22 protein-coding genes are annotated in these 23,719 nt (G+C 36.9%); 16 read left to right on the plus strand and 6 right to left on the minus strand.

Features of this window, described 5'->3' with window-relative positions; genetic code table 11:
- The 5 genes from aroA (at position 1) to IGI37_RS08255 (ending at position 4,953) form a co-directional block, all read left to right on the plus strand.
- Complete coding sequence (aroA, locus tag IGI37_RS08235; RefSeq protein WP_438761119.1) at positions 1-1,293, plus strand: 3-phosphoshikimate 1-carboxyvinyltransferase; 1,293 nt, start codon at positions 1-3, stop codon at positions 1,291-1,293.
- Positions 1,290-1,796: a shikimate kinase gene (locus tag IGI37_RS08240; protein WP_438761120.1), complete on the plus strand. Its 507-nt coding sequence runs from the start codon at positions 1,290-1,292 to the stop codon at positions 1,794-1,796. Before aroA ends, IGI37_RS08240 begins: the two co-directional genes overlap by 4 nt.
- Positions 1,797-2,645: a prephenate dehydratase gene (pheA, locus tag IGI37_RS08245; protein ID WP_438761121.1), complete on the plus strand. Its 849-nt coding sequence runs from the start codon at positions 1,797-1,799 to the stop codon at positions 2,643-2,645.
- Positions 2,646-2,901: 256 nt separating this feature from the next.
- A complete protein-coding gene (locus tag IGI37_RS08250; protein ID WP_438761122.1) occupies positions 2,902-4,017 on the plus strand; it encodes an LCP family protein in 1,116 nt (371 codons plus the stop codon).
- A gap of 87 nt (positions 4,018-4,104) precedes the next feature.
- Positions 4,105-4,953, plus strand: a complete 849-nt coding sequence (locus tag IGI37_RS08255) for a DegV family protein (RefSeq protein WP_438761123.1) — start codon at positions 4,105-4,107, stop codon at positions 4,951-4,953.
- Between the two features lie 269 nt (positions 4,954-5,222).
- Here IGI37_RS08255 and IGI37_RS08260 read toward each other — a convergent pair whose 3' ends face one another.
- On the minus strand, positions 5,223-5,933 hold the full coding sequence (locus IGI37_RS08260) for a GntR family transcriptional regulator (protein ID WP_438761124.1): 711 nt from the start codon (positions 5,931-5,933) through the stop codon (positions 5,223-5,225).
- A gap of 147 nt (positions 5,934-6,080) precedes the next feature.
- On the opposite strand from IGI37_RS08260, the gene IGI37_RS08265 reads away from it, so the two are divergent.
- The 4 genes from IGI37_RS08265 (at position 6,081) to IGI37_RS08280 (ending at position 12,336) form a co-directional block, all read left to right on the plus strand.
- The gene (locus IGI37_RS08265) at positions 6,081-7,982 is read left to right on the plus strand and encodes a beta-glucoside-specific PTS transporter subunit IIABC (RefSeq protein WP_438761125.1); all 1,902 of its coding nucleotides are present in this window, start codon (positions 6,081-6,083) and stop codon (positions 7,980-7,982) included.
- Between the two features lie 11 nt (positions 7,983-7,993).
- Positions 7,994-9,424, plus strand: coding sequence for a 6-phospho-beta-glucosidase (locus tag IGI37_RS08270; protein ID WP_438761126.1), 1,431 nt, complete (start codon positions 7,994-7,996; stop codon positions 9,422-9,424).
- A 177-nt stretch (positions 9,425-9,601) separates the two neighbouring features.
- Positions 9,602-10,081, plus strand: a complete 480-nt coding sequence (locus tag IGI37_RS08275; protein ID WP_438761127.1) for a DUF6530 family protein — start codon at positions 9,602-9,604, stop codon at positions 10,079-10,081.
- A 20-nt stretch (positions 10,082-10,101) separates the two neighbouring features.
- Positions 10,102-12,336, plus strand: a complete 2,235-nt coding sequence (locus IGI37_RS08280) for an AAA family ATPase (RefSeq protein ID WP_438761128.1) — start codon at positions 10,102-10,104, stop codon at positions 12,334-12,336.
- Positions 12,337-12,910: 574 nt separating this feature from the next.
- Here IGI37_RS08280 and IGI37_RS08285 read toward each other — a convergent pair.
- Positions 12,911-13,540, minus strand: coding sequence for an SDR family oxidoreductase (locus IGI37_RS08285; RefSeq protein ID WP_438761129.1), 630 nt, complete (start codon positions 13,538-13,540; stop codon positions 12,911-12,913).
- Between the two features lie 474 nt (positions 13,541-14,014).
- Between IGI37_RS08285 and IGI37_RS08290 the strand changes: the two genes are divergently transcribed.
- Positions 14,015-14,479, plus strand: a complete 465-nt coding sequence (locus IGI37_RS08290; RefSeq protein WP_438763618.1) for a class I SAM-dependent methyltransferase — start codon at positions 14,015-14,017, stop codon at positions 14,477-14,479.
- Between the two features lie 673 nt (positions 14,480-15,152).
- Here the strand turns inward: IGI37_RS08290 and IGI37_RS08295 are convergent.
- From IGI37_RS08295 to IGI37_RS08305, 3 genes are all read right to left on the minus strand, one after another.
- The gene (locus IGI37_RS08295) at positions 15,153-16,655 is read right to left on the minus strand and encodes a glycoside hydrolase family 43 protein (protein WP_438761130.1); all 1,503 of its coding nucleotides are present in this window, start codon (positions 16,653-16,655) and stop codon (positions 15,153-15,155) included.
- Positions 16,656-16,849: 194 nt separating this feature from the next.
- The gene (locus IGI37_RS08300; protein ID WP_438761131.1) at positions 16,850-18,043 is read right to left on the minus strand and encodes a hypothetical protein; all 1,194 of its coding nucleotides are present in this window, start codon (positions 18,041-18,043) and stop codon (positions 16,850-16,852) included.
- A complete protein-coding gene (locus tag IGI37_RS08305) occupies positions 18,040-18,684 on the minus strand; it encodes an ABC transporter ATP-binding protein (protein ID WP_438761132.1) in 645 nt (214 codons plus the stop codon). The genes IGI37_RS08300 and IGI37_RS08305 overlap by 4 nt, the downstream gene beginning before the upstream one ends.
- A 335-nt stretch (positions 18,685-19,019) precedes the next feature.
- Between IGI37_RS08305 and IGI37_RS08310 the strand changes: the two genes are divergently transcribed.
- The 3 genes from IGI37_RS08310 to IGI37_RS08320 all read left to right on the plus strand — a co-directional run bounded on the left by IGI37_RS08310 (position 19,020) and on the right by IGI37_RS08320 (position 22,132).
- Positions 19,020-19,787 (plus strand): dimethylarginine dimethylaminohydrolase family protein, encoded by a 768-nt coding sequence (locus IGI37_RS08310; protein ID WP_438761133.1) that lies wholly within the window; start codon positions 19,020-19,022, stop codon positions 19,785-19,787.
- 18 nt (positions 19,788-19,805) lie between these two features.
- On the plus strand, positions 19,806-21,221 hold the full coding sequence (locus IGI37_RS08315; protein WP_438761134.1) for a basic amino acid/polyamine antiporter: 1,416 nt from the start codon (positions 19,806-19,808) through the stop codon (positions 21,219-21,221).
- 677 nt (positions 21,222-21,898) lie between these two features.
- Complete coding sequence (locus IGI37_RS08320) at positions 21,899-22,132, plus strand: hypothetical protein (RefSeq protein ID WP_438761135.1); 234 nt, start codon at positions 21,899-21,901, stop codon at positions 22,130-22,132.
- A gap of 62 nt (positions 22,133-22,194) precedes the next feature.
- On the opposite strand, the gene IGI37_RS08325 is transcribed toward IGI37_RS08320, so the two are convergent.
- Entirely contained in the window at positions 22,195-22,536 is a 342-nt protein-coding gene (locus IGI37_RS08325; RefSeq protein WP_438761136.1) for a helix-turn-helix domain-containing protein, read from the minus strand.
- 205 nt (positions 22,537-22,741) lie between these two features.
- Between IGI37_RS08325 and IGI37_RS08330 the strand changes: the two genes are divergently transcribed.
- From IGI37_RS08330 to IGI37_RS08340, 3 genes are read left to right on the plus strand one after another with little or no spacing between them, the layout of a single operon-like run.
- Complete coding sequence (locus IGI37_RS08330) at positions 22,742-22,981, plus strand: hypothetical protein (protein ID WP_438761137.1); 240 nt, start codon at positions 22,742-22,744, stop codon at positions 22,979-22,981.
- 6 nt (positions 22,982-22,987) lie between these two features.
- Positions 22,988-23,467 carry a hypothetical protein gene (locus tag IGI37_RS08335; protein WP_438761138.1) on the plus strand — a complete coding sequence of 160 codons (480 nt, stop codon included), beginning with the start codon at positions 22,988-22,990 and terminating at the stop codon, positions 23,465-23,467.
- A gap of 15 nt (positions 23,468-23,482) precedes the next feature.
- Positions 23,483-23,662 (plus strand): hypothetical protein, encoded by a 180-nt coding sequence (locus tag IGI37_RS08340; protein ID WP_438761139.1) that lies wholly within the window; start codon positions 23,483-23,485, stop codon positions 23,660-23,662.
- The last annotated feature ends 57 nt before the right edge of the window (positions 23,663-23,719 follow it).

The following is a 23,719-nucleotide window of genomic DNA, read 5'->3' on the forward strand; positions in this document are numbered from 1 at the left end:
ATGAAACTCGTTACAAATAAACAAAACTTACAAGGAACGATCGTCGTTCCAGCAGATAAATCAATTTCTCATCGCAGTATTATGTTTGGTGCGATGGCTAAAGGAAAGACAACCATTCACAACTTTCTTAGAGGAGAAGACTGCTTGTCAACACTAGAAGCCTTTAAAGCTTTAGGTGTGCCTATAGAAGATGACGGCGCAGTTATTCAAGTGCATGGACAGGGTCTTGAGGCACTAAAGTCGGTTGATTCTCCCATTGATGTGGGGAACTCTGGCACAACCATTCGTTTAATGATGGGCATTTTAGCAGGTACGCCTTTCACTACTGTTTTAACAGGCGATGCGTCTTTAAACAAACGCCCCATGGCACGTGTCATGGATCCCATTAATCAAATGAATGGCCAAATTTCGGGCTTTCAGCACACACAATTTCCACCGATCACGATTCAAGGCAGTCCACATTTGAAACCAATGACTTATGAGATGCCTGTAGCCAGTGCTCAAGTGAAGTCAGCGATTTTATTTGCTGCCTTACAAGCGGAAGGCGAGACAGTGATTGTTGAAAAAGAGTCCTCAAGAAATCATACAGAAGAAATGATTCGTCAATTTGGTGGCAGCATCACGGTTGAAGAGAAAACAATTCGTGTGAAAGGCCCACAAAGTCTAACTGGACAAACCGTCATCGTCCCTGGTGACATCTCTTCTGCAGCTTTTTTCTTAGTTGCTGCACTTATCTGTAAGGACAGTCAGATTCAACTAACGAATGTCGGAATTAATCCGACTCGAACGGGTATTCTTGACATCATCAAAGAAATGGGTGGCTTGTTGGAACTTAGTGAAATAGATGAGCAAAACCAATCTGCTACAATCACTGCTCAGGCCTCTGAGCTTAAGAGTTGTACAATTGGGGGAGCGATTATTCCACGTTTGATTGATGAATTACCCATCATTGCCTTACTAGCTACTCAAGCAAATGGGCGAACGATTATCAAGGATGCGCAAGAATTGAAGGTCAAAGAAACAAATCGTATTGATGCAGTCGCAAACGAGTTAACAAAAATGGGGGCGTGTATTGAGGCGACAGAGGATGGTTTATTAATTAATGGACCCACCCCTCTTCATGGCGCAAATGTGACGAGTTATGGCGATCATCGTATTGGCATGATGTTGCAAATTGCCGCCTTACTTGTAGAAGAAGGCGAAGTAAAGCTAGATCAAGCGGAGGCAGTCTCTGTCTCTTATCCAGACTTCTTTACTGATTTAATGACACTATTACCTGGAGGTGCGGTATGAACGGAATCGTATTAATTGGCTTTATGGGTGCTGGAAAAACAACAGTCGGCCATTTGCTTTCTCAAAGAACGGGTCTGGAACAAATTGATTTTGACGATTTAATTGTTCAAGAAATTGGCATGACCATTCAAGAGTATTTTGATTTACACGGAGAAGAAGCCTTCCGCAAAAAAGAGACGGAAATCCTAGCCAAATCGTTGGATTTAGAGCATATCATCTCAACAGGCGGGGGAATTGTTATCAAAGAAGAAAATCGCCGCTTATTAAATCAGATGCCTTCAGTGGTTTATTTAAAAACAGATGCAGATGAATTGGTTAAACGTCTAAAAGCGGATAAGGAAACAGTCAGACCTTTAGTTGTTTCAAAAGGACCAGATGAGATTAAGCAAGTCTACCTACCACGTATTCCTTTTTACGAAGAAAGTGCCAACATTATTGTTGAAACAACCGGAAAAACACCTGCTGAAATTGTTGACACGATTCTGTCAAAAGTGGGTGAGTAAATGAAAGTGGGTTACTTAGGACCTGAAAGCTCCTTTACTTATCAAGCAGCCAAAAAAGGGTTTCCTAATGTTCAACTGGTTCCTTTTCCTAGCATTCCTGCTTGTATTAAGGCGGTTGAATATCAAGAGGTGGAACTAGCTGTTGTACCAATAGAAAACACCTTAGAAGGCTCTGTCAACACCACTGTTGATTACCTTTATCATCAGTCATCTATTCCTGTGGGTGCTGAATTGATTTTACCGATTCACCAACAACTAATGGTGGCCAAACAAAATCAACACGAGTGGCAAAAGCTTTCGAAGATTTTGTCGCATCCACAAGCATTGGCGCAGTCTGCCAACTTCATTCAAGAGCATTTCCCAGAAGTTCTCATTGAATCAACGCCATCGACTGCCTATGCAGCACAATATGTTGCAGAACATCCGGATGAGTTGATTGGCGCCATCGCCCCAAAAAGTGCTGCACAAACGTATCAAGTAGCCATTGTCTCTGAAAATATTCAAGACGTGGCTGTCAATCACACACGTTTTTGGGTAATTGGTCAGCCAAAGATTTCCTTATCATTGCCTTTAAAAAAGGAAAAAATGACGCTAGCAATTACGATGCCTTCGAATAATCCTGGCTCCTTACTCCAAGCACTATCCGCATTTGGTTGGCGCCAGATTGACTTAAGTAAAATTGAGTCTCGCCCGTTAAAAACGAGTCTAGGAGAGTATTTTTTCCTTGTAGATATCGAAATGGATAAACCACGTGTTTTAGTCGAAAATGCTATTGAGGAAATTCACCTGTTGGGTGGCGAGGTCAAAATATTTGGTCAATATGGGATTTATCCTGTAGAGATGAATTAAAGAGTTTGTACTATTTCTGACGGTTGATTCCTTGTTACGCTTTTGAAATGAATCGTTCAGAAAAAATCATCTCCTTTTCCTTTTCCATCAATCGACTCACTTAAGAAGTAATTGACTGTGTTACCTGATTAAACCTTGTTTGATTTCGTTTTTTGAAGATCAGAAGGTTTTTTTTCTATTAAAATTTCATAAAAAGACTAGGAACTTCATTTTCTTGCGGTATGCTAGAGGAGAAGAGAAATGGAGGCTAGTTATTATGAGTCGAATGGATCGTTATAAAGAAAAACACAAAGAGATAGAAGAAACAACAGAGAAAAAACAGTTCTCTCCAAGAAAAGAACGAACGCCAAAAGAAAGTTATCAAAACCAGTCATTGGCCGACGACTATTCTTCAGAAAGACCTGCATCTCATGAAAATAAGTCAAGTTCCTTTTTTAAGAAAAAAGGGCAACCACCTAAAGAGAAAAAAAGACGCAAAAAACATAGAGGACTAAAACTTTTAGGATTTTTTGTGCTTGTTCTAATTATTTTTTCTGGTGGCATGTTCGTTTATGGAAAATATAGTGCAGAACATGATACCTCTTTACCTAGAGAAGATGTCGAAACCTTTAATGGGGTAACCAGTACTGATCATTCAAACAATATTCTATTATTGGGAAGTGACAGCCGTGGGGAAGAAACGGGGCGTTCTGATACGATCATGGTCATTCAATTGGACGGCTCAGGTAAGAAGCCTAAAATGATTTCCTTTATGCGAGATACCTTTGTAAATATTCCTGGAGTTGGGGAAAATAAGATAAACGCAGCTTATGCCTTTGGTGGTGCTGACTTGGTGCGCCAAACACTCGTAGAAAACTTTGGAATTGATTGTAAATACTACGCCAAAGTTGATTTTCAATCCTTTGAAAAAGTGATAGATTCACTGTTTCCAGGTGGTGTGCAAATTGATGCAGAAAAAGATATGAGTAGCCATTTAGAGGTCCCTATCAAAAAAGGACCACAAAAAATGGATGGTCTAACCTTGTTGCAATACGCCCGCTTCCGAATGGATGAAGAAGGTGATTTCGGTCGTGTTCGTCGTCAGCAACAAGCCATGTCTGCGATTTTTTCTCAAATGAAAAGCCCGTTGACACTAATTAATTTACCTTTAGCTTCTGGAAAAGCGATTGGCTATAGCTCAACGAACATCCCAACCAGTTTCCTTTTGAAAAATAGTTTTTCTATCGTAAAAGGGGGAACGAGTGGTGTTTCTAGTTTAAGTGTCCCAGTTAAGGATTCATGGAGCTACGGGAATTCTGATTATGCCGGCAGTGTTTTAGTAGTTGATAAAGAACAAAATAAGCAGGCGATTCAGGCCTTTCTTGCTGAATGATTGTCTGAAAATTTATTTTGATTGTTTTTTAATTTATGCTATTATTAATATTGAATGGTGAAATTTCTTTGAAACGAGGAAGCTTAAATGAAACTAGCAGTAGTTACGGACAGTACAGCATACTTGCCTGAACGAATAAAATCAAAAGAGAATCTCTTTATTATACCTATCCCAGTTATTTTAGATGGGAAAATTTATAATGAAGGCATTGATATTGAAGCAGATGAATATTATGATTTACTAAAAAATAGTAAGGAGTTTCCTACTACGTCACAACCTGCACTAGGAGAAGTCTTAGATGTCTACCAATCAATTGCAGATAAGGGCTATGACACGATTATCAGTATCCATTTATCATCAGGTATCTCAGGCTTCGTTGGAACATTACACGGGATCAAAGATGCAATTGAAGGGGTGACCATTATTCCTTATGACTCTAAAATTACAAGCGTACCTATGGGGCATATGGTGGAAGCTGCATTGGATATGTCTGAAACAGAAGAAACGATAGAAGTGATTCTTTCAAAAATCGATATTATCCGAGACAACACTTATGCTTATCTGATTGTTGATGATTTAAATAACTTGGTACGTGGAGGACGCTTGACGAATGGCGCCGCGTTAATTGGCGGTTTGTTGAAGATTAAACCTATCCTAACCTTTGAGGACGGGAAAATTGTCTTATCTGAAAAAATTCGCTCAACAAAAAAAGCCTTCACTCGTGCAGAAAAGGTCCTTGGGCTGCGCTACAATGAAATTCAATATCCAGTCAAACTCTATGTAATCCATGCCAATAATCTAGAAGTTGCGATTGAAGAGAAGGAAAAACTTCAAAAACAATACCCAGATGCAGAGATTGAAATCGGACATTTCGGGCCAGTTATCGGCACACATTTAGGAGAAAAGGCTATTGGATTAGCCATTTCAGCGCAATAATTTATTTTTTTAATTTCATAAAACGTGGAGACTGGGACATCACTTTAAGTTGTGTCCCAGTCTCTCTTTATCCAATAAACAGTGGATGCAGAAGCAACTCCTCTTTTATATCAAGGAAAAATCCGGTAGACGAGTGTCCCGTTCTTAATTCGACCATGAATAGTAACCTGTCCCAGCCTCCAGAATCAGACTTCAAAAAATTTCAATCATACTTTTGACAGAATCCAAAAAAAACATTCCTTTATCGTTTGTAAACAAAGGGAGGGAGTTTATATATTTAAACTATTACTTTGAGCAAAAAACTGAGAATGTTCATAATGATAAATGGTTCTAGAAAAATCAAATGGCGTTCCAGAAGATAGATAAAACAGTTCTTCTGTGAGTAAAGCCGGATCTTCTTTTTTTAACTCTAATATTTGACTGTCTTGTTCAGACAATTTTATTACATGAAGGTACTTATCTGAAAAGCCGACACTCAATCGGAGGGCTGCTTTTAAATAATTAAAGATGGATTCTTTTGCGATTTCTTCATTCAAATAGGGGACAATTGTACTATTATAATAGGATTCTTCAACACATAATATTTGTTCATTGATATATCTCAAACGCTTCACATGATAGACTAGCTCATCCTTTGAACACTCCAAATTACTTCTAACTTCCTCTGATGGAATTATTTTTTCTAATAATAAAACTTTTGATGTAATAACAAACTCATCTAAATCGGTAGTAAATCCTTGGTTTTCAATCAAATTCACGTAACCAATTCTTTGATTACGTCGAACAAAAATACCGCTTCCCTGAATCTGATAAATAATCCCACTTTTTTCGAGAATATTCAACGCATTAACGATCGTACTTTTACTTACACCATATTGTTTAATTAAATCATTAAATTTAGGGAGCTTCGTTCCTTGTTTTAAGTCTTTATCAATGATATATTGTTCGATTTTTTCAGCAATTTCTACATATTTTAACATGATAAATTTCTCCTACTCGTAATTGACCATATTTTATCATATTCCTAATTATTAGTATATCAATAATAAAAATTGTTCCTCCATTGACAAATTGTGCATTCACAATTATTATATGTATGGACAATCAATAAAAAAGGAGATGTTTCAATGGCAAAAATAAGGGATTATTCAAAACTAGCAAATGACATTTTACAAATTATCGGAGAAGAGCATATCGTAAATGCTACACGATGTGCCACTCGACTACGATTGGTTTTAAAAGATGCACCAGAAGAGGCCAAGGATAAGATTTCACAGCTGCCTGGCGTTATTTCTGTGGTCATCAATAATGGGCAATTTCAAATTGTTATTGGCCAGCATGTTGGCGAGGTTTATGATGAGCTAGCCAAATTAATTAATATTGAGAATGTTGAAGAAGATGATGTTCCTAAAGGAAATATCATGAATCGAATTATTGCTACGATGTCTGCTGTTTTTGCACCATTTGTCTACATTTTAGCAGCAGCAGGGATTTTACAAGGTTCGTTAATTTTAATTAATTTAGCTTATCCAGGTTTTTCGGAAACCAGCACTTATAGTGTATTTAGTTTTATTTCATGGGCACCATTTACGTTCTTACCAATATTTATTGCCATTACTGCCTCTAAACATTTTAGGGTAAATACCTATATAGCAGTTGCTTGTGCAATGGCGCTTGTTTCTCCAGACTGGGCAAATATGGCTAGTCAAATTGCAGACGGAGCCAACTTAACCTTTTTAGGGCTGCCTTTATCTCAAACAACTTATACATCATCTGTTTTACCGCCACTAATTTTAGTTTGGCTGCTCTCTTATTTAGAAAAGTTTTTAAATAAACATTTAAACGAAGTCATTCGACCATTATTCGCACCTCTATTTTCAATGATAATCATGGTACCTGTTACCATCTTGATTTTAGGTCCTATTTCTACGATAGCCGCAAATGGTATTGCTAACGGCTATAACTGGTTAGTCAGTGTCGCACCTCCTTTAGCTGGTGCAGTAATTGGTGGCTTTTGGCAAGTCTTTGTTATCTTTGGTGTTCATTGGGGAATTACACCTGTTGTTATGGCCAACTTCGATATGTATGGCAGAGATTCTTTCCAAGCACTTCAAACGATTGCGGTTGTCGCACAGGTCGGAGCTGTTCTAGGTGTTTTCTTGAAAACGAAACAAAAGGAATTAAAGAGTGTTTCCTTATCTGCCTTTATTACAGGAATATTTGGAATTACTGAACCAGCTATCTACGGAGTTACTTTACGGTTTAAACGACCTTTTATTTATGGCTGTCTTTCAGGAGCTGTAGGTGCGGTTGTCGCAAGCTTTTTCCAACCGTTTTATTTTGCTTATGCAGGACTGCCAAGCTTACTTACTACGGTTAATGGAATCAGTAGTGAAGTACCGACTTCCTTTATTGGTATCATAATCGGTTGTGCGATTGCTATTGTTGGTCCTGTTTTACTGACTCATTTCCTAGGCTTTGGCGAAACAGAGGAGTTAGCGAATGAACACATAATGACTACCGATCAACAAACAGCTGATACGAATCTATCTGAAACAACTACCTCAACAGTAACAGAGCTAGAGATTCTTGCACCAATGGAAGGGGAAATCATTCCACTTCAAGAAATTCCAGATGAAGTTTTCGCAAGCGGGGCTATGGGTGCTGGAGTTGGACTTGTGCCTTCAGGAAATCAAGTAGTTGCGCCTTTTGATGGAACGGTCGTGACGGTAATTGATTCAAAACATGCGATAGGTTTAGTTTCTGATGAAGGGGTTGAATTACTGATTCATGTGGGAATGGATACTGTCACGCTAGCTGGAAAACCATTTGTTTGTCATGTAAACCAAAATGATAAAGTCAAACGTGGGGATCTTTTACTAGAAGTTGATTTTGAACAAATAGAAGCGGCGAATTTACCAACAATTACACCAATAATTATCACAAATTCCTTTAATTATAAGGATATCCAACCTATTTTAACAAAAAATGCAACACTAACTGATCCGATACTAAACATTAAAAACTAAGGAGACGTAATATGACGAACGAATTTTTATGGGGCGGCGCTTTAGCTGCTCACCAATTTGAAGGTGGTTGGAATGCAGGTGGAAAAGGGCCCAGTGTCATCGATGTGATGACTGCTGGTGCTCATGGTGTTCCTAGAGAAATTACAGAAACAATTGAAGCCAACAAGTTTTATCCTAATCACGAGGCGATTGATTTTTATCATCACTACAAAAAAGACGTGGCTTTGTTTGCTGAAATGGGTCTAAAATGTTTGCGAACTTCTATCGCCTGGACGCGTATTTTTCCTTTAGGTGATGAAGAAACGCCGAATGAAGCTGGCTTAAAATTTTATGATGATTTATTTGATGAACTATTAAGCTACAATATTGAGCCTGTTATTACATTGTCTCATTTTGAGATGCCTCTTCATTTGGCTCGTGAATATGGTGGTTTTAGAAATCGAAAAGTGATTGATTTTTTTGAAAAATTTGCACTCACTGTTTTTGAACGTTATAAAAATAAAGTAAAATACTGGATGACCTTTAATGAGATTAATAACCAGATGGATGTGAATAATCCGATCTTTTTATGGACAAACTCGGGAGTTAAAGTTAGTGAGGGGGAAGATGCCAAAGAAGTCATGTATCAAGTGGCTCATAATGAATTAGTTGCTAGTGCAAAAGCTGTGATTGCCGGAAAAAAAATCAATCCTGATTTCCAGATTGGCTGCATGGTCTCTCATGTTCCTATTTACCCTTATTCTTGTAATCCTGCTGATATTATGGCTGCAGAAGAAGCGATGCACCAACGATTTTTCTTTGCTGATGTTCACGTACGTGGCTACTATCCACGATACGCTTTAAAAGAATTTGAACGTGCTGGCTACTCATTGGATATTCGTGAAGAGGATTTAGCCGTCCTAGCTGAAGGAACTGTTGATTATATTGGTTTAAGTTATTATATGTCGACTGTCGTCAAATCTGATGTGGAAGTAAACTATTCAGGTGATGTAGTTAATGGTGGATTGCCAAATGGTGTTGAAAATCCTTATATTCAATCAAGCGATTGGGGATGGGCGATTGATCCAGAAGGGTTGCGTTATACTTTGAATCGTTTGTATGATCGTTATCAAATTCCTCTATTTATTGTTGAAAACGGCTTTGGTGCCATCGATGTTTTAGAAGAAAATCATCAGGTGCATGACCAAAATAGAATCGATTATTTGACAAAACACATTAAAGAAATGCAAAAAGCGATGGATCATGATGGAGTTGAGCTATTAGGTTATACACCATGGGGAATCATTGATGTTGTTTCCTTCACAACTGGTGAAATGAAGAAACGATATGGTATGATTTATGTCGACCGAGACAATGAAGGTCAAGGAACCATGAAACGCTATAAAAAAGATTCCTTTGCCTGGTATCAAACAGTCATCAAAACAAATGGGCAACAACTATAATTATACTCGAAAATAACAAAGAGCGTCGTTCATTAGAACACGCTTTTTTGTTATTCTGGAAAGTCACGGAGGTTTTCTTTCGTTCTTACCTTTTGATTTTTTTTTAACTTTAGATTATAATTTACTAAACTACTAGTTTAGTAAATTAGTAAATTACTAAAGGAGGTTGATGGATTTATGAAAATCCCAACAAATTTAAAACATAAACCTGTTCTTGTTGTTGAAGACTACGATAAAATTGATGGTAATAATGCGTTACACACGGATGCAAAAGGTCTCTCTCTAGGATTAGCTCAATGGAATGACCGAGGAAAAGTTGATATTTCAGGAAAAGTTTGGCGTCATACTGGTGAAAAATGGTCTCGACAATCAGAAGAGCTACCGATTACCAGAATTTTAGATTTAGCTATCTTGGTGGCACGAGGCAACCTTTATTTTCAAGATGCGTATCGTCATGAAAAGTTTTATGATCCGTCCAATCCCGAAATTGACATTATTGGGTTACAGGGGAGTCGAATGACTGTTGAAGTGGATACAGATAACCCGATGATTGATGAGGATATTTTATTATACTACGATACATTACAAAAAGATGGCGAATTAATCGGTGAACGGATGCGCGTTTTAAAACGTTTATTAGATGAATTAGGCTATTAAGAAGGAGAGTTATTCCTATTATGAATGCTTATTCAGTGACGGACGGACGGATTTTCTCCAAGTTAGAGAAACAAATGATTTGGCAGAAACCGAGCAGTCATCAAACGAGTCAAGAAGAACTACGAATTGCCCAAGAAATAAAAATGAACTGGCATGATCCAGAAATGAAAATTTTTAATATTTTATTAGAAGGTGATGCGGGATCCGGAAAAACACAACTAGCTAAGGCTCTGTCAGCAGATTTACAATTACCTTATACAAAAGTCACTTGTTTTGCTGATATGGACAAGTCAGATGTTTTTGGTGCTTTATTGCCAATTGTTGCAACCGATGATGAGTTAGATAGTGAGCTTTTAGAAGCGATTCACCAAACCGAATCCTTTGATGCCGTGCTTCGACTCATTCAACAACACTATAGTATCAGTCAAGAGACAGCCAAAGAACGAATGACTCAACTGATTCAACGGGTGGAAGAAAAAAATCAAGAAATTGTCCACTACAAGTTTTATCCTTCAGAGATAGTCCGAGCGATGGAAAAGGGCTATTTATTGGAGATTCAGGAGCCGACAGTGATTCGCGATGCTTCTGTTTTAGTCGCCTTAAACTCTGCTCTAGAAAGCCATGGCATGTTAAATATTCCAACGGGGATTGTTCAAAGACATGCAGATTGTGTAGTTGTAATCACCACTAACCGAAATTATCAAGGCAATCGACCGCTAAATGAATCACTCAGAGACCGTATGCAGCATGCGGAAAAAATGGATTTGCCCGCTTTATCTGTTATGACTGAACGGGCTTTAGCGAAAACAGGCGTTAACGAACCCACGATTCTCTTTAAGATGGCAGAAATTATTCGCCTATTAGATCAAACAGCGAAGGCCAATGCCATTAAAGGAGTCGCTGGCATGCGTTCTTATTTTTACTGGGTCAATACCCTACGTCAAAACCAAGCACCTTTAGAAACCATCTACCCTAAGGTTTTCTACAAGCTGAGTACAGATCCTGATGAACTGATGATTTTAGAACAAGCACTAGAAGAGAGTGGTTTACTTTCTGAATTACAGGTTCTTTTACAAAAGAAACCCTTGAAGGACTTTCTTAAAGAGGAGCAGCACATTTCAGGTAGAAAACTTTCTGCTGAAGAAGCTGATCGACGAAATATTGAAGACCCTACAGAAGAAAATAGAGTAGAAGGGGAGAGCCACAAACCCACTAACTTAAGCGATCCAGAAAACCAAGAGACCGGCGATGAGAAGCAAGAAGAAGAGGGCATCGAAGTCAATGAAACGAAAAAGAGCCAAGATACCGTAGCCAACGGAACAGAAGAAAAGGACGCGGTAGAAGAAGAGACTTCTATGTCCCCCTCTGAGATGGAAGCCGTTGATAAGGAAAAAAAGCGCTCATTAAATAAGGAAGCTCGTCAGATTTTAAAAGAAACGATTCATGCAAAAGAGGGCTTAATTGTTCATCGCCCAACATTTGATGAGTCAAATCGACTGGCAGCACAAGAAGCCAAAAAGAAAATCCTACCGATTGTTGAAACACTTAGTCGAAAAATGCTCGATTTATTGGATAAAGAAGTCAGCGCAACCTATCAAATAGGTAAAGCAGACGGTCAGCGCTTTAATGCAAGTCGCATTGCTTATGGGGAGTTTAAGAATTTTGATAAAAAGAATCCCCCTCATGAAGAACCTTCGTTAGCTTTGGCTGTCAGAGTAGATGAGTCAGGCTCAATGATTCGAGAAGGTCGTATCAACAGTGCCCAACTAGCGGCTTTAGCCATCACAGAATTTGCCAAACGTCTGAATATCCCGCTGATGATTTATGGAGATACCGCAGATGTCTCAACTCGTGAAAAAACTTCGCTCTTTTCTTATAAAGAGTTTGATGACTCATTTGATTATGTCGATGCAAAAATAATGTCGATGAAACCTCGTCAAAACAACCGAGATGGTGTTGTTTTAAAGGTCCTTTCTGATAAGTTACAAAAACAAACAGCTACTACCAAGCTCCTACTAACAATCAGTGATGGCCAGCCAAAAGCCTTACCAGATTACACAGGCGCTAAAGCGAGAGAGGACATTCAATCTGTCTTAAACGAATACGAACGTCAAGGGATTCTCTTTTTATCAGCCGCAATCGGCCAAGACAAAGAAGTTATCAAAGAAATCTATGGAGAAAACCGCTATTTAGATAGTAGTGATTTGGCTGTATTCCCTGAGCGAATGATTCAATTAATTGCTCGATATCTATAAAAAGCAGCTGACAAACTTCTGATTTCCAGAACCTGTTCATAAAAAACAAATCCAACCTTATTTTCACGCAAGTTTTTGAGATAGAAAGGGTTGGATTTATTTTTATAGCCAATTTTCTAACTTTTGTAAATTCCGAAATTCTAATTTGCAGAATGAAGTACGTTCTCAGCTTGTTATTAGTAACAAGTCCTACAGAGAGCGTCTTTTCGTTTAGACTTGATAAGAAATAAGGATGGATGGGGAAAAAGTTTGGTGGAAAGAGTCTGTTGGCTATCAAATTTATCCACTTGATTGAGAATCTATAGTTGGCGGTTTTCTATGGAGTTACGAGGAAAAACAAAATATCCTATGTATGTTTTTGCCAAAGAACAACTTGAATTGAGAGAATGAGCCATTAAAACAAGAACTATTTTCGATGAATTGAATGGTGGTTTGCTAAAGGAATTGATGGTTTTAGACTAGATGCCACTTCACATATTAAAAAAGCACCTTACACAAAACACAGCCTAAAAATTACTACCAAAGTAAGAATTTTTAGGCCTATTTATATAAAAATCCACTACAAAGCAGGTATTTACTTACTTAAAACAGAAATTCGTTCTCTTATATGCGTGCCAGAAACTGCTTCATCAATCATCGCAATTGCATAATCTTTATAGCTAATCAGACTTTCTCCTTGATCATTCACAGAAAATTCCTCTCCACGTAATAAATACTCACCCGTTCGTTCGCCATCTGCCCGAAAATCTGCAGCTGGGCTAATATAGGTCCAATTAACATCTGAACGTTTACGTAAAGCGGTTAACGATTTGGACATGTTTGATGCAAGAGGATAGAATGATTCTGGAAAATCTTTTCCCTCCATAAGTTGTGTTGTATGATCCGCGTCAGTGTACAAGCTGCCCGCACCTCCAACAACTAATAAACGATTGGTTTTTCCACTTAATATATCAGACAAATGAAGAAGAGACGTTGTATGTTGGGGCAGTGTTTCTGGTGTCCAAGCACCAAAAGCATCAATTAATACATCAAACTCCTTAACGTCCTCATAAGTTAAATCAAACAAATCTTTTTTTAAAGAGTGGGGCGCTGCCGTTTTATTTTCTCCACGTACGATAGCCGTAACATCGAGATTTCTTGAAAGAGCTTCATCAACGATTGCTTGACCTGATTTACCATTTGCCGCAATAATTCCTATTTTCATAAGTTATTCATCCTTTTCTATCAAATTATTTACCAACTAGCTTAATAATAGAACGAATTTTTACTTATGTAAAGTAAGTAGAATCGCGAATTAATGAATCGATAATAAAGAAATCTCAACAGGATTAGAAAACTATGTTAGTATAGAAATTACTTGATAGGCAAAATTCGTGAACCTTGTAAGATAATTTGATGCCAACCATGGTAAATCGGAGGTTGGTTTACATAATGAAATTATTATAAACAAGCGTCTTATTTCTTCGTTCTTTTGCAAAAAAACAAAAAAATTAACATCCTTGATAGGAGACACCCATGAGCTTTTTATTTATTCTTATTACTCTAATTAGTCTTTATCTTCTCTATAAATACTTGCTCTATCAATCCAAATATCCGAGTGGCTGGATTGGGCTTGCGCTGATGAAAATTTGGAACAAAAGCTACTTACCCATGACTAGTTGGGCTCTTCACACAGCGAATATCGTTTCCTCAAAAAAAAATTTTAGATGTGGGAGTTGGAAATGGTCGCTCAACTTATTATTTATCCAATCAATTAGCTCCGACTAGTATTATTGGCATTGATTATTCAGAAACTGCCATTAAACAAGCAAAAAAGAACTATCCAACGCTTTTATTTCAACTAGTTCCTATAGAAGACACAGGGTTCCAAGAAAAATTTGATTTAATCTGCGCTTTTCAGACGCATTTTCATTGGTCAGATTTAACGCAAGCCTTTAGCGAAATTCAGCGAATACTTGCGCCTCAAGGGATTGTCTTAATTGCTGCAGAGAAAACCAAGATAGCCTACTTTTTACCTCATTTAAAAACGGCTCAACAACTCGAAAAATTTCTTTTTCCGTTCCAGCTAGCACTGATAAACACCAGAGAAAATGCACAGTGGGTGTGTTATGAGATACAAAATATCTCTAAGTCAACTATTTAGTTGCCAGTTCTACTTATCCAAGCTTACTAGTAGAATGGTACACGTAGTGCGATTCTAGTGAAATGTTCTCATTTCTCTTCCTTCAATTAGCACTAGTTGCCAGTTCTACTTATCCAGGCTTACTAGTAGAATGGTATGCGTAGTGCGATATTAGAGGCTGGGACACAACTTTATCAGTTATGTCTCTGCCTCTCTTTATCCGAATAAACGGTGGGTACAGAAGCAACTCCATCTTCACTCCGCCCCATCAATTTCTAAAGGTGGAACACCTTTAGAACTGATGGACTGCGTTCCGCTCTCAACAACTTCTACGCATGAGACATGCTAGAGTTGAAGGTCTTCACTCCGTAAAACTACTTCGATCTCATCAATCTCTAAAGGTGAAACACCTTAAGAATTGAAGGACGTTGTTCCGCTCTCAACAACTTCTACGCATGAGACATGCTAGAGTTGAAGGTTCTTATTGCTGTAAAACACAACGAAGCATGAGTTGATGTTGCACAGTACCTAATCGGTGCTGTAAAACACAACGAAGTATGAGTTGATGTTGCACAGTACCTACCCGGTTCTCGGAGTTAAACACTTCTGTCCCAACCTCCTCCTTATAAGTAGCACTAATACAAATGCTGGAGAAAAGAGACCTGTATGAAAAATTCTCATACAAGTCTCTTTTTTATTCCTCTGAATAAGAATAATCGCACCACTCACAAGTTACAGGTTCAGTTAACTCAGTACCATTTCCAGTCGCATATAATCCTAAAAAGACACCAGTAAAAACACCGCCTACTTCAGTTGTTACATATCGAGTAGCCGCCTCACCAATTGCCATCAAATTCTCTTCATCGCTACCAGCTGAGAATAGGTATACCGCTGGGCTAGTGGTAATTTGTAAATAGACAATATCAGTTGCTTCAATCACCCGTGTTTGCGTCACACCTGATAGTTCCCCAATTCGCTGACGCAAAGTTACTTGTAACTGAGAACCCTGTTTTTTTACAGCAAGCTCATAATGATGCACTCGATTTAAAAAGACTGTCAAACCAACTTCTGCTTTGCCCGACAAACTTGCAACTTCAAATTTTGTGGTAAACGTGCCGTCCAAAGACTTTTGGCGTTGACCTAACCATGTAACATTTTCTGCATCATCAAGCGTGTTCTTTTGCCCCAACAGCTGCAGCCCTGTAGCTGTCTGATAAATATGCGTTGGATCACTCTGATAGAGCGTATTCCAATCGAATCGCAAAGGTTCTTTAGCAAACCACTCTTTAGAAGATAACTTTTCAATAGGGTGGCGGGCTAAATCATGTCCTTCCATTTCTACTGCCACGGCTCCTTGATTGCCAAAAACAGGCCATTCATTTGACCAATCAATAGGAACTAAGAAAGTTTCTCGACCTAAGAGATGTCGTTTTGGAAACTCATTTAATGGACGAATCCCCAGACAAACCGCCCACCAATTATTCTTGGTATCTTGAACTAAATCTGCATGACCAATTGCCTGAATAGCAGAAGGCAAACTCCGATTTGTTAATACTGGATTCTTTTCATAAGGCAGATATGGTCCTTCAATCTGCTTACTTCGAGCCATGGTAAACATATGTCCATAACCCGTTCCACCTTCAGAGATAGCCAGATAGTAATACTCATCTTTTTGATAGAGATGTGGCCCTTCAGGATCAGCCGCACCAATTCCTTTCCAAATGTTTATTCTAGGGGAAGTTTTTCCCGTTTCTAAATCAATTTCACACAGATAGATTTCTTTATCTGTACCGGTATAATAAACTTTTCCATTCGTGTCAAATAACAAAGAGGGATCAATTCCAGGTAAATCTAAAAAGATTGGGTCTGACCATTCTCCCAGAATATCGTCTGTCCAAATAAGAAAATTCCCTTGATTGGGCACATTTGTACAGACAACATAAAAACGTCCTTCATGGTAACGAATGGTTGGTGCATAGAGACCAAATGCATTAGGTGCCTGATTAGATAAATCTAACTGCTCATTTCTTGTAATACAATGGCCAATTAGTTCCCAGTTTACAAGATCTTTGCTGTGGTAGAGAGGAAGTCCAGGGAAGTATTCAAATGAACTCGTCACTAAATAATAATCTTCTTCCACTCGACAAATACTAGGGTCAGGATTAAAACCTGATAGAATAGGGTTTTTATATTTCATGTAAGCGCCTCCGTATCTTTTTCTTAAAATTACCATGAATCGCCAAAGTTGAATAGGGGATAAATTAGACATTTTCATGAACAAATTAGTGATAAATGAGTGGCTAAAAAAATATGAATGAAGCATTAGAAGAAAAGGGGGGATCAGATGACAGAAAAAAAGGCTGCTCACTAGAAACAACCCTTCCTTTTATTTTATATTTTCTTGAAGAATAACTGACCTTTTTCACGAGAGTATTTCATATACATAATCAAAGCATAAATCACACCACTAGATACCAATAGAACAAGAATGCCCATTTGAAAACTAGCCTGTTCATTTATAGAGGTCAATCTATCCGTAACAATACCTACAGAATGAAAATAAGTCGTTGGCAGTAAATGGATGATCTTTTGCATAGGCTCGAATAGTTCTGTTGCTATTACTGGACCTAAAATCACGACTGTTGAAATAAATAAAGTGGATAAGTTACTTCTTGTGAGTGTAGCTATCAAATAAACAAACATAACCAAAAAAATGATGGCTAACAATTGTAAAACGCCCGCTCGCAAAATGACTTCTCCCAGAGACATCAACTCAACATCACTTATCGATTGCCTACTTATGGGATAGTTTAGAGAGCCAATTCCATCCGTTACTCCAGCAATCAATAGAGGAACAAATAAAAACAAACAGTAAAAAGCAAAACCAAATAAAATCAAAAAGGCACTTTTTTCTAGGTGGAGGCGAAGAGCCGATTTGGGAAAACTCTCTTCTATGTCTATTTTGTCTATCAAACTCATACATAAAATACTACTTAACACCGCAATCAGACACAAAGAAAAGATGATTGGATAGACAGAATCCATCATACGATACATATAGGATAGGCCCTTTTTTTCTTGCCCATTCACATCAGGCTCCAAATTATGTTTACTCAGTTCTTTATACGTTTTATAAGTAGTCATGAGCAATCGTCTTTCCGTATCTTGGTCAACTTTAACGATTCTTTCAGCAAACACATCAATTTCTCCAATTGCTGGAAGATCAAATTTTTCCATCAACTCCACTTGGATAGCTAGGGCGTTCTTCCAATCGCCTTGTTGTGCATACGCTAAAGCTTGATGCAGCTTATCCTGATAATTCTCTGATAATAAGATAATCTCTTCTAATTCTTTTTTTTCTTCGTCAGGTAGATTCTCATCCTCAAGCGAAGCATTAAGCCTATCTAAATGCGCACTTCCCATAGATAGTTCCCTTCCAAGATCATGTACATAGGCTGTGTTTGCAGACCCGCTCATATTCAAACAAAATAAAACAATAGTAATAATAGCTGGAAGTAACAGTGGGATATAGTTTAATGGATTCTTAAACGTTGATCTTAGTAAATAAAGAGAATAACTTCTCATAAACTCACCTCACAATCAAGTGATTTAAAGATGCCTAGCTCTAAACGAAACTGTTGATCACAAATTGTAAAAAATTCTTCATTTTCATGGGCGGAGAACAGGATTGCTTTGCCTTCCGCTTTTTTTGCCAGTAATAATTCTTCAAACCGTTTAATACTTGGTCTATCTAAAGCAATCGTCGGTTCATCGAGTAACCAATAGTCTGCATTAGACACCATATACATGGCGATTAAGACCTTTTGTTTCATTCCTAAAGAATATTTTTTTATTGGTGTATGTATAAAGGAAGACATCTCCCAGTAATTGATTGCTTCTTCTATGTATTTATTATCTGATTGCCATAATCCACAAACAAGCTCAAGATAATCCTTTCCTGAGAGAGCAGGGTTGAACCAATTCGATGATTCAAAATAATAGATTAATTTCTTGACTTCTTTTGCCGAAATCTTTTGTTCGTTTTCAGTAATTTCTGCATGACCGATTTCTTCATTACGAACACTGGCAATGGTTCGCAATAAGGTTGATTTGCCACTGCCATTTGGAGCGGAGAGTCCGTAGATTCTCCCTTTATCAAGCGTCAAATTAATTCGATCCGCTAGAATGGTATTCGTTTTTAGTTTTAAATTTTTCACCTGTAACATATATTCACCCTTTCATTTTTTATAACAAAAACGCCAAATTTTATGATACGTGAAAATAGGAAATTAAGAAACATGATTTTGGCATTTTATAACAAAGTTAATTTATTACTTAAATTTTTTAATAGGGGATGGGTAGTCTATTCATCCTATGTATAAGAATACAAAAAAATCTTGTTTATGCATATAAAAAAGAAGATTGCTTAAAAAATCAAATCAAAAAAACACAGTAATTCTAATAAAAACAGAAAAACACGCTAGTTATTATCGAAAAACTATTGCATAAATAATTGTTTAATGATAAATTAATGAATAAATATTAAAAGGTGGTTAAAATTATGCTTAAAAATGCTATTGTTCGAATACCTGCAACAACTATTTCTGAAGGAATTACCAGTGTCGATGAAGGCCAGCCTATTTATAGTAAAGCATTAGTTCAACATGAAAACTATGTAAGTGCCTTAACGAAAGCCGGAGTAAATGTTCTTGTTTTAGAGCCTAATGACGAGTTCCCGGATTCTTGTTTTGTTGAAGATGTTGCTTTATGTACAAGTAAATGTGCCATTATTACTCGACCAGGTGCACCCACGCGTCAAAAGGAATCAGAATTGGCTGATATGGCTCAAGCACTACATGAATTTTATGCGCACGTTGAAAAAATTGAAGCACCTGGTACAGTGGAAGCCGGGGATATCATGATGGTTGGGGATCATTTTTATATTGGTCTTTCTGCACGGACTAATAGTGAAGGAGCCAGTCAAATGATTGCCATTTTAGAAAACTATGGTTTATCTGGGGAAATAGTGCCCTTAAAGGAAGTTCTTCATCTTAAGACAGGCTTAGCCTATCTTGAAAATAATCATTTGTTGGTTGCTGGTGAGTTTCAAACTTCACCAACATTTGAAAAGTTCAATAAATTAATGGTCGACATGGATGAAGCATATGGGGCCAACTGTATTTGGGTAAACGATTCAGTTCTGGTTCCAAAGGGCTATCCAAAAATACAAAAGAAAATTGAAGCATTAGGTTATACAGTCATTGTTGTCGATACCTCAGAATATCGGAAAATCGATGGCGGTTTAAGCTGTTTATCATTAAGATTTTAAGAGCTAGGAGGGAGTTGAATGGCAAAAGAAGAAAAAAAATTAGGGCTTTTTTCTTTAGTAGGGATTATTACCAGTGCAATCATTGGGGCTGGCGTGTTTAACCTTATGAAAGAAATGGCAAACACTGCTTCTGTTGGAGTCACAATTATTGGTTGGTTAGTTACAGGACTAGGGATGGGTGCACTCGTGTATTGTATGCAACGCTTAAGTTTAAAACGACCTGATTTAGATGCAGGGATTTTTTCTTATGCAAAAGCTGGATTTGGTGACTATATCGGGTTTAATGCTATTTGGGGGTATTGGATTTCTGTCATCGTCGCCAATGTTGCATTTGGTACACTACTGTTCAGCGCACTCGCTTACTTTTTCCCCATTTTTGGAAATGGGCAAAATATTCCTTCTATTATAGGTGCTTCATTCATTTTATGGATCATTCATTATGTCATTTTGAAGGGACTAGATAAAGCGACTTTGTTAAACACAGTAGTGGTGATTGCCAAACTAGTGCCCATTTTAATTTTTATTATTTGCCTATTCTTCGGTTTTCAAAAAGAATTGTTTTTCTCGAACTTTTTTGTCGCATTTGATATGAACCAAACAACAATTTCGATTCTTGATCAACTAAAAGGAACTGTCCTATCAACTGTTTGGGTATTTATTGGAATAGAAGGGGCAATTGTTTTTTCAGGAAGAGCAAAAAAACGGAGCGATGTCGGAAAAGCCACCATTCTGGGCTTTATTGCGGTCACATTAATCTACATATGTATTACTGTATTTTCCTATGGGATTTTCTCGCAATCTCAGTTGCAAAGTTTACCTAATCCAGCAATGGCCTATGTTCTTGAAGACATCATCGGGAAAACGGGCGCCATTATTGTCAACATAGGTGTCATTATTTCAATCTTTGGTGCATGGATTGCTACAACACTTTTAGCAGAGGAAGTTGCCTTTCAAGCAAGTATCAGCCAGCTATTTCCAAAGATTTTTAGTAAACAGAATAAAAACAATGTACCCGCTCATTCTGTGACAATCATTACCTTGATTGTTCAACTATTATTACTCAGCTTCTTGATAACCGATGAAGCGTATTCTGTTCTTTCCAAACTATCATCAGCAACTATTTTACTTCCATACACTTGTGTTGCTTTATATCAAATTAAGCTCTCACTTCAACAAAATGAAAAGCTATTTTCAAAAGATATCTTAGTAGGGGGGTTAGCATCTTTATACATATTTTGGCTCATCTATGGATCAGGAATGATGTATTTTATTTTAACCATCTTGGCCTTATGTCCAGGTACGTTGATGTATATTTATGTAAAAAAGAAAAATTCTATGGATCTATTTACCAAATATGAGTGGGTACTTTTCAGCATGATTAGCTTGCTGTTTCTTTATGGCATTTTTCAATTTTCAAAATTTGGCATGTTATAAGTAAAAAGAGGGGACAACCCATTGATACTACTCGAAAGTATCAATGGGTTGTTTTTTGAACAAGCTAATTGTGAATTTTTCACAATTGTAACTAATTAAATCAGCCAGTTATTTTAGTATAAACAGCAGGCTTCATCTGATAGTAAATTTATAAAAAGATCAAGATAAGCCTAGCATATTCGGATATTGATAAAATTTACAAGCAAAATTCTTTAGACGATACATTACGAGACATATCAATATTCAATTCTGTAAAAATTAAAGATGACAATCACCAGTACAGTTCTAATACAGATGATTTCATCAAGTAAGCTAGCTGCATATAAACGACATAGATTCGTTTGTTTTAAAACTTTCTAAACGAACTGATCTATGTCTGAAATATTTGAAAATGATTCTTAAAACAATTACTCAGCTGATCTGCTGGACAAGTAAACAATCAACTAGCTGATTGTTTACTGAAAAAAGTTTAAAGATATGTAAATCATAGAATAATCGAACATTAGAAACCATCAAAGTAGAACTAAAAAGGCAGTTACTTAGCAGAGTTCAGTAATTTTACTCTAGGTTATCTTATCAGCTTTCGCAAAACCACTTTCCTACTTTGTATAATATATATTACTGTATCTCGCATTAAATGGTAAAATGAAGTATCAACTACTTAATGGGGGATGAAGATGACAATAATTAATAATGAGCGTTTGTGGTTTGGGATTGGTACAGAATTATTACTTGGTGTGGCTATTATATGTATTTTATATTTTATACTCACGAGCGGTAAAATTAGAAAGGATTACTTATCAAAAAAATCATCTAGTAAACTTGCTCTTTGGATAGCTTTATTACTAGTTATCGTATCAATGTTTTTTGTATATGTGGGCATGATAAGTAATGCAATAATTAAATTTTAATACATAGGGGAGAGACTTTTTTGAGTCTCTTTTTTTATGCTTTTCTGTTTTATTTTTTTCCTCTACTTTGATTCTTGCTTTAATTCTTCTTGTATACGTTCAATTTCTCGAGATAGTTTTCCAACGTACTCTATTAGGTCTTCTTTTGACTGTTGTGACGAATTTGGATTTTCGTTATATGGTGAAAAGTCAAAGAATTCAGTTAATGATATATCTAAGGCCTTGCATATATTATAAATAGTTTTTATTGTAGGATTCTTGCTTCGCCCTTTATAAATGGAATCAACTGTACTAGGTGTTAAATCAGCTAGGATTGATATTCTATTAGCGGAAAGATTTTTCGATTCTGCCAGTTCTTGGATTCTTCTGGCTATGATTTTATTATGTTCTACCGTATTTTTCATTGTATCACAGCCTTTCATCACTTTTTTAAAGTAACAAAAAAGTTACTTTGAAACCATTTTAGTATGTAACTTACTATATATCAAATAATGTTTTTACTATAAATAATTGACAATATATAATATATAGTATATATTAAAAATGTTATTACGATACATAGTAAACAAACTTAATTGTTTAAATAAAAAATAAGAATGGAGAATGTCAATGTTTGTCAGTCAAGGGAAATTTATATTTGAAAAAGTAGAGGAGAAAGTAAGTAAGCAAGGAAATCCATTTAAGTTGGTCCATTTGATTGATACTGATAACTATCAGCGTCTAGAATTTTTTGCGGACGAAGAACTAAAAGTTACAGCTGGCTTAAATAGCCCATGTAAAGTTGTTCTGAAGGCTCAAAAAATGGGATATAGCACAAGCATGAACTGTTTAACTGTTTCGCCTGCGTAAGCTGTCATGGAGAACGAAAGTACCGAAAAACCTGATGTGAAACAAGAAATTAGTGAACTAAAAGAGTTATATAGTAAAGAGCTTGAACGACAGGCAGAGGAAAGAAGTAGACAGAGTGAATCTGTCGAACAAGAGAAAAAGTCTCAGTCCGAAGCTGATAAGGCAAAACAAGAGGCAGTTGAGAAAAGTAAAACTGAATCTCAAGAGCGATTTAATCAAGTGTTAGAAAAACTAGGCTCTATTGATAATAAGTTGACTGTTGATACTGGAGATGCTGAACAAGAAGCGTTGATTAAAGAGTTACAGAATGTTAACGGAAATTTAAAATCAATCATTACATATCAAGAAAATAGTCATCAATATGAGCTTAATAATCAAAGTTTGATGACGATGGGAGTAGCCGTTCTAATTGTTGGGTTTGGCGTTTTTGCACTCTATAAATTTGGTGGTTTCATCGTTTCAAAAATAATAAATATGATTAATTAAAAAGGAGGACATAAAATGACTTTACCTACTTTCCCTACGGTTGATTTGGCTGAGCCTATTAACTGGATGGTTACTGGTTTTACTGGTTTAGTATCAAGTAATGCTGGTCTCGTTGTTGGTGCTGGTTTAGCTATGGCGTTATTGCCAATGGCTATCCGTAAGATTAAAGGTTTCGCAAAATCTGCTGTTAAGTAGTATGCAGTGGAAAAAAACAAAAAATGAGAATATTTCTCCGGATGAGGGCTAGGGCTT

The organism is Enterococcus sp. AZ194 (assembly GCF_051713825.1).
Classification (GTDB): Bacteria; Bacillota; Bacilli; order Lactobacillales; family Enterococcaceae; genus Enterococcus_K.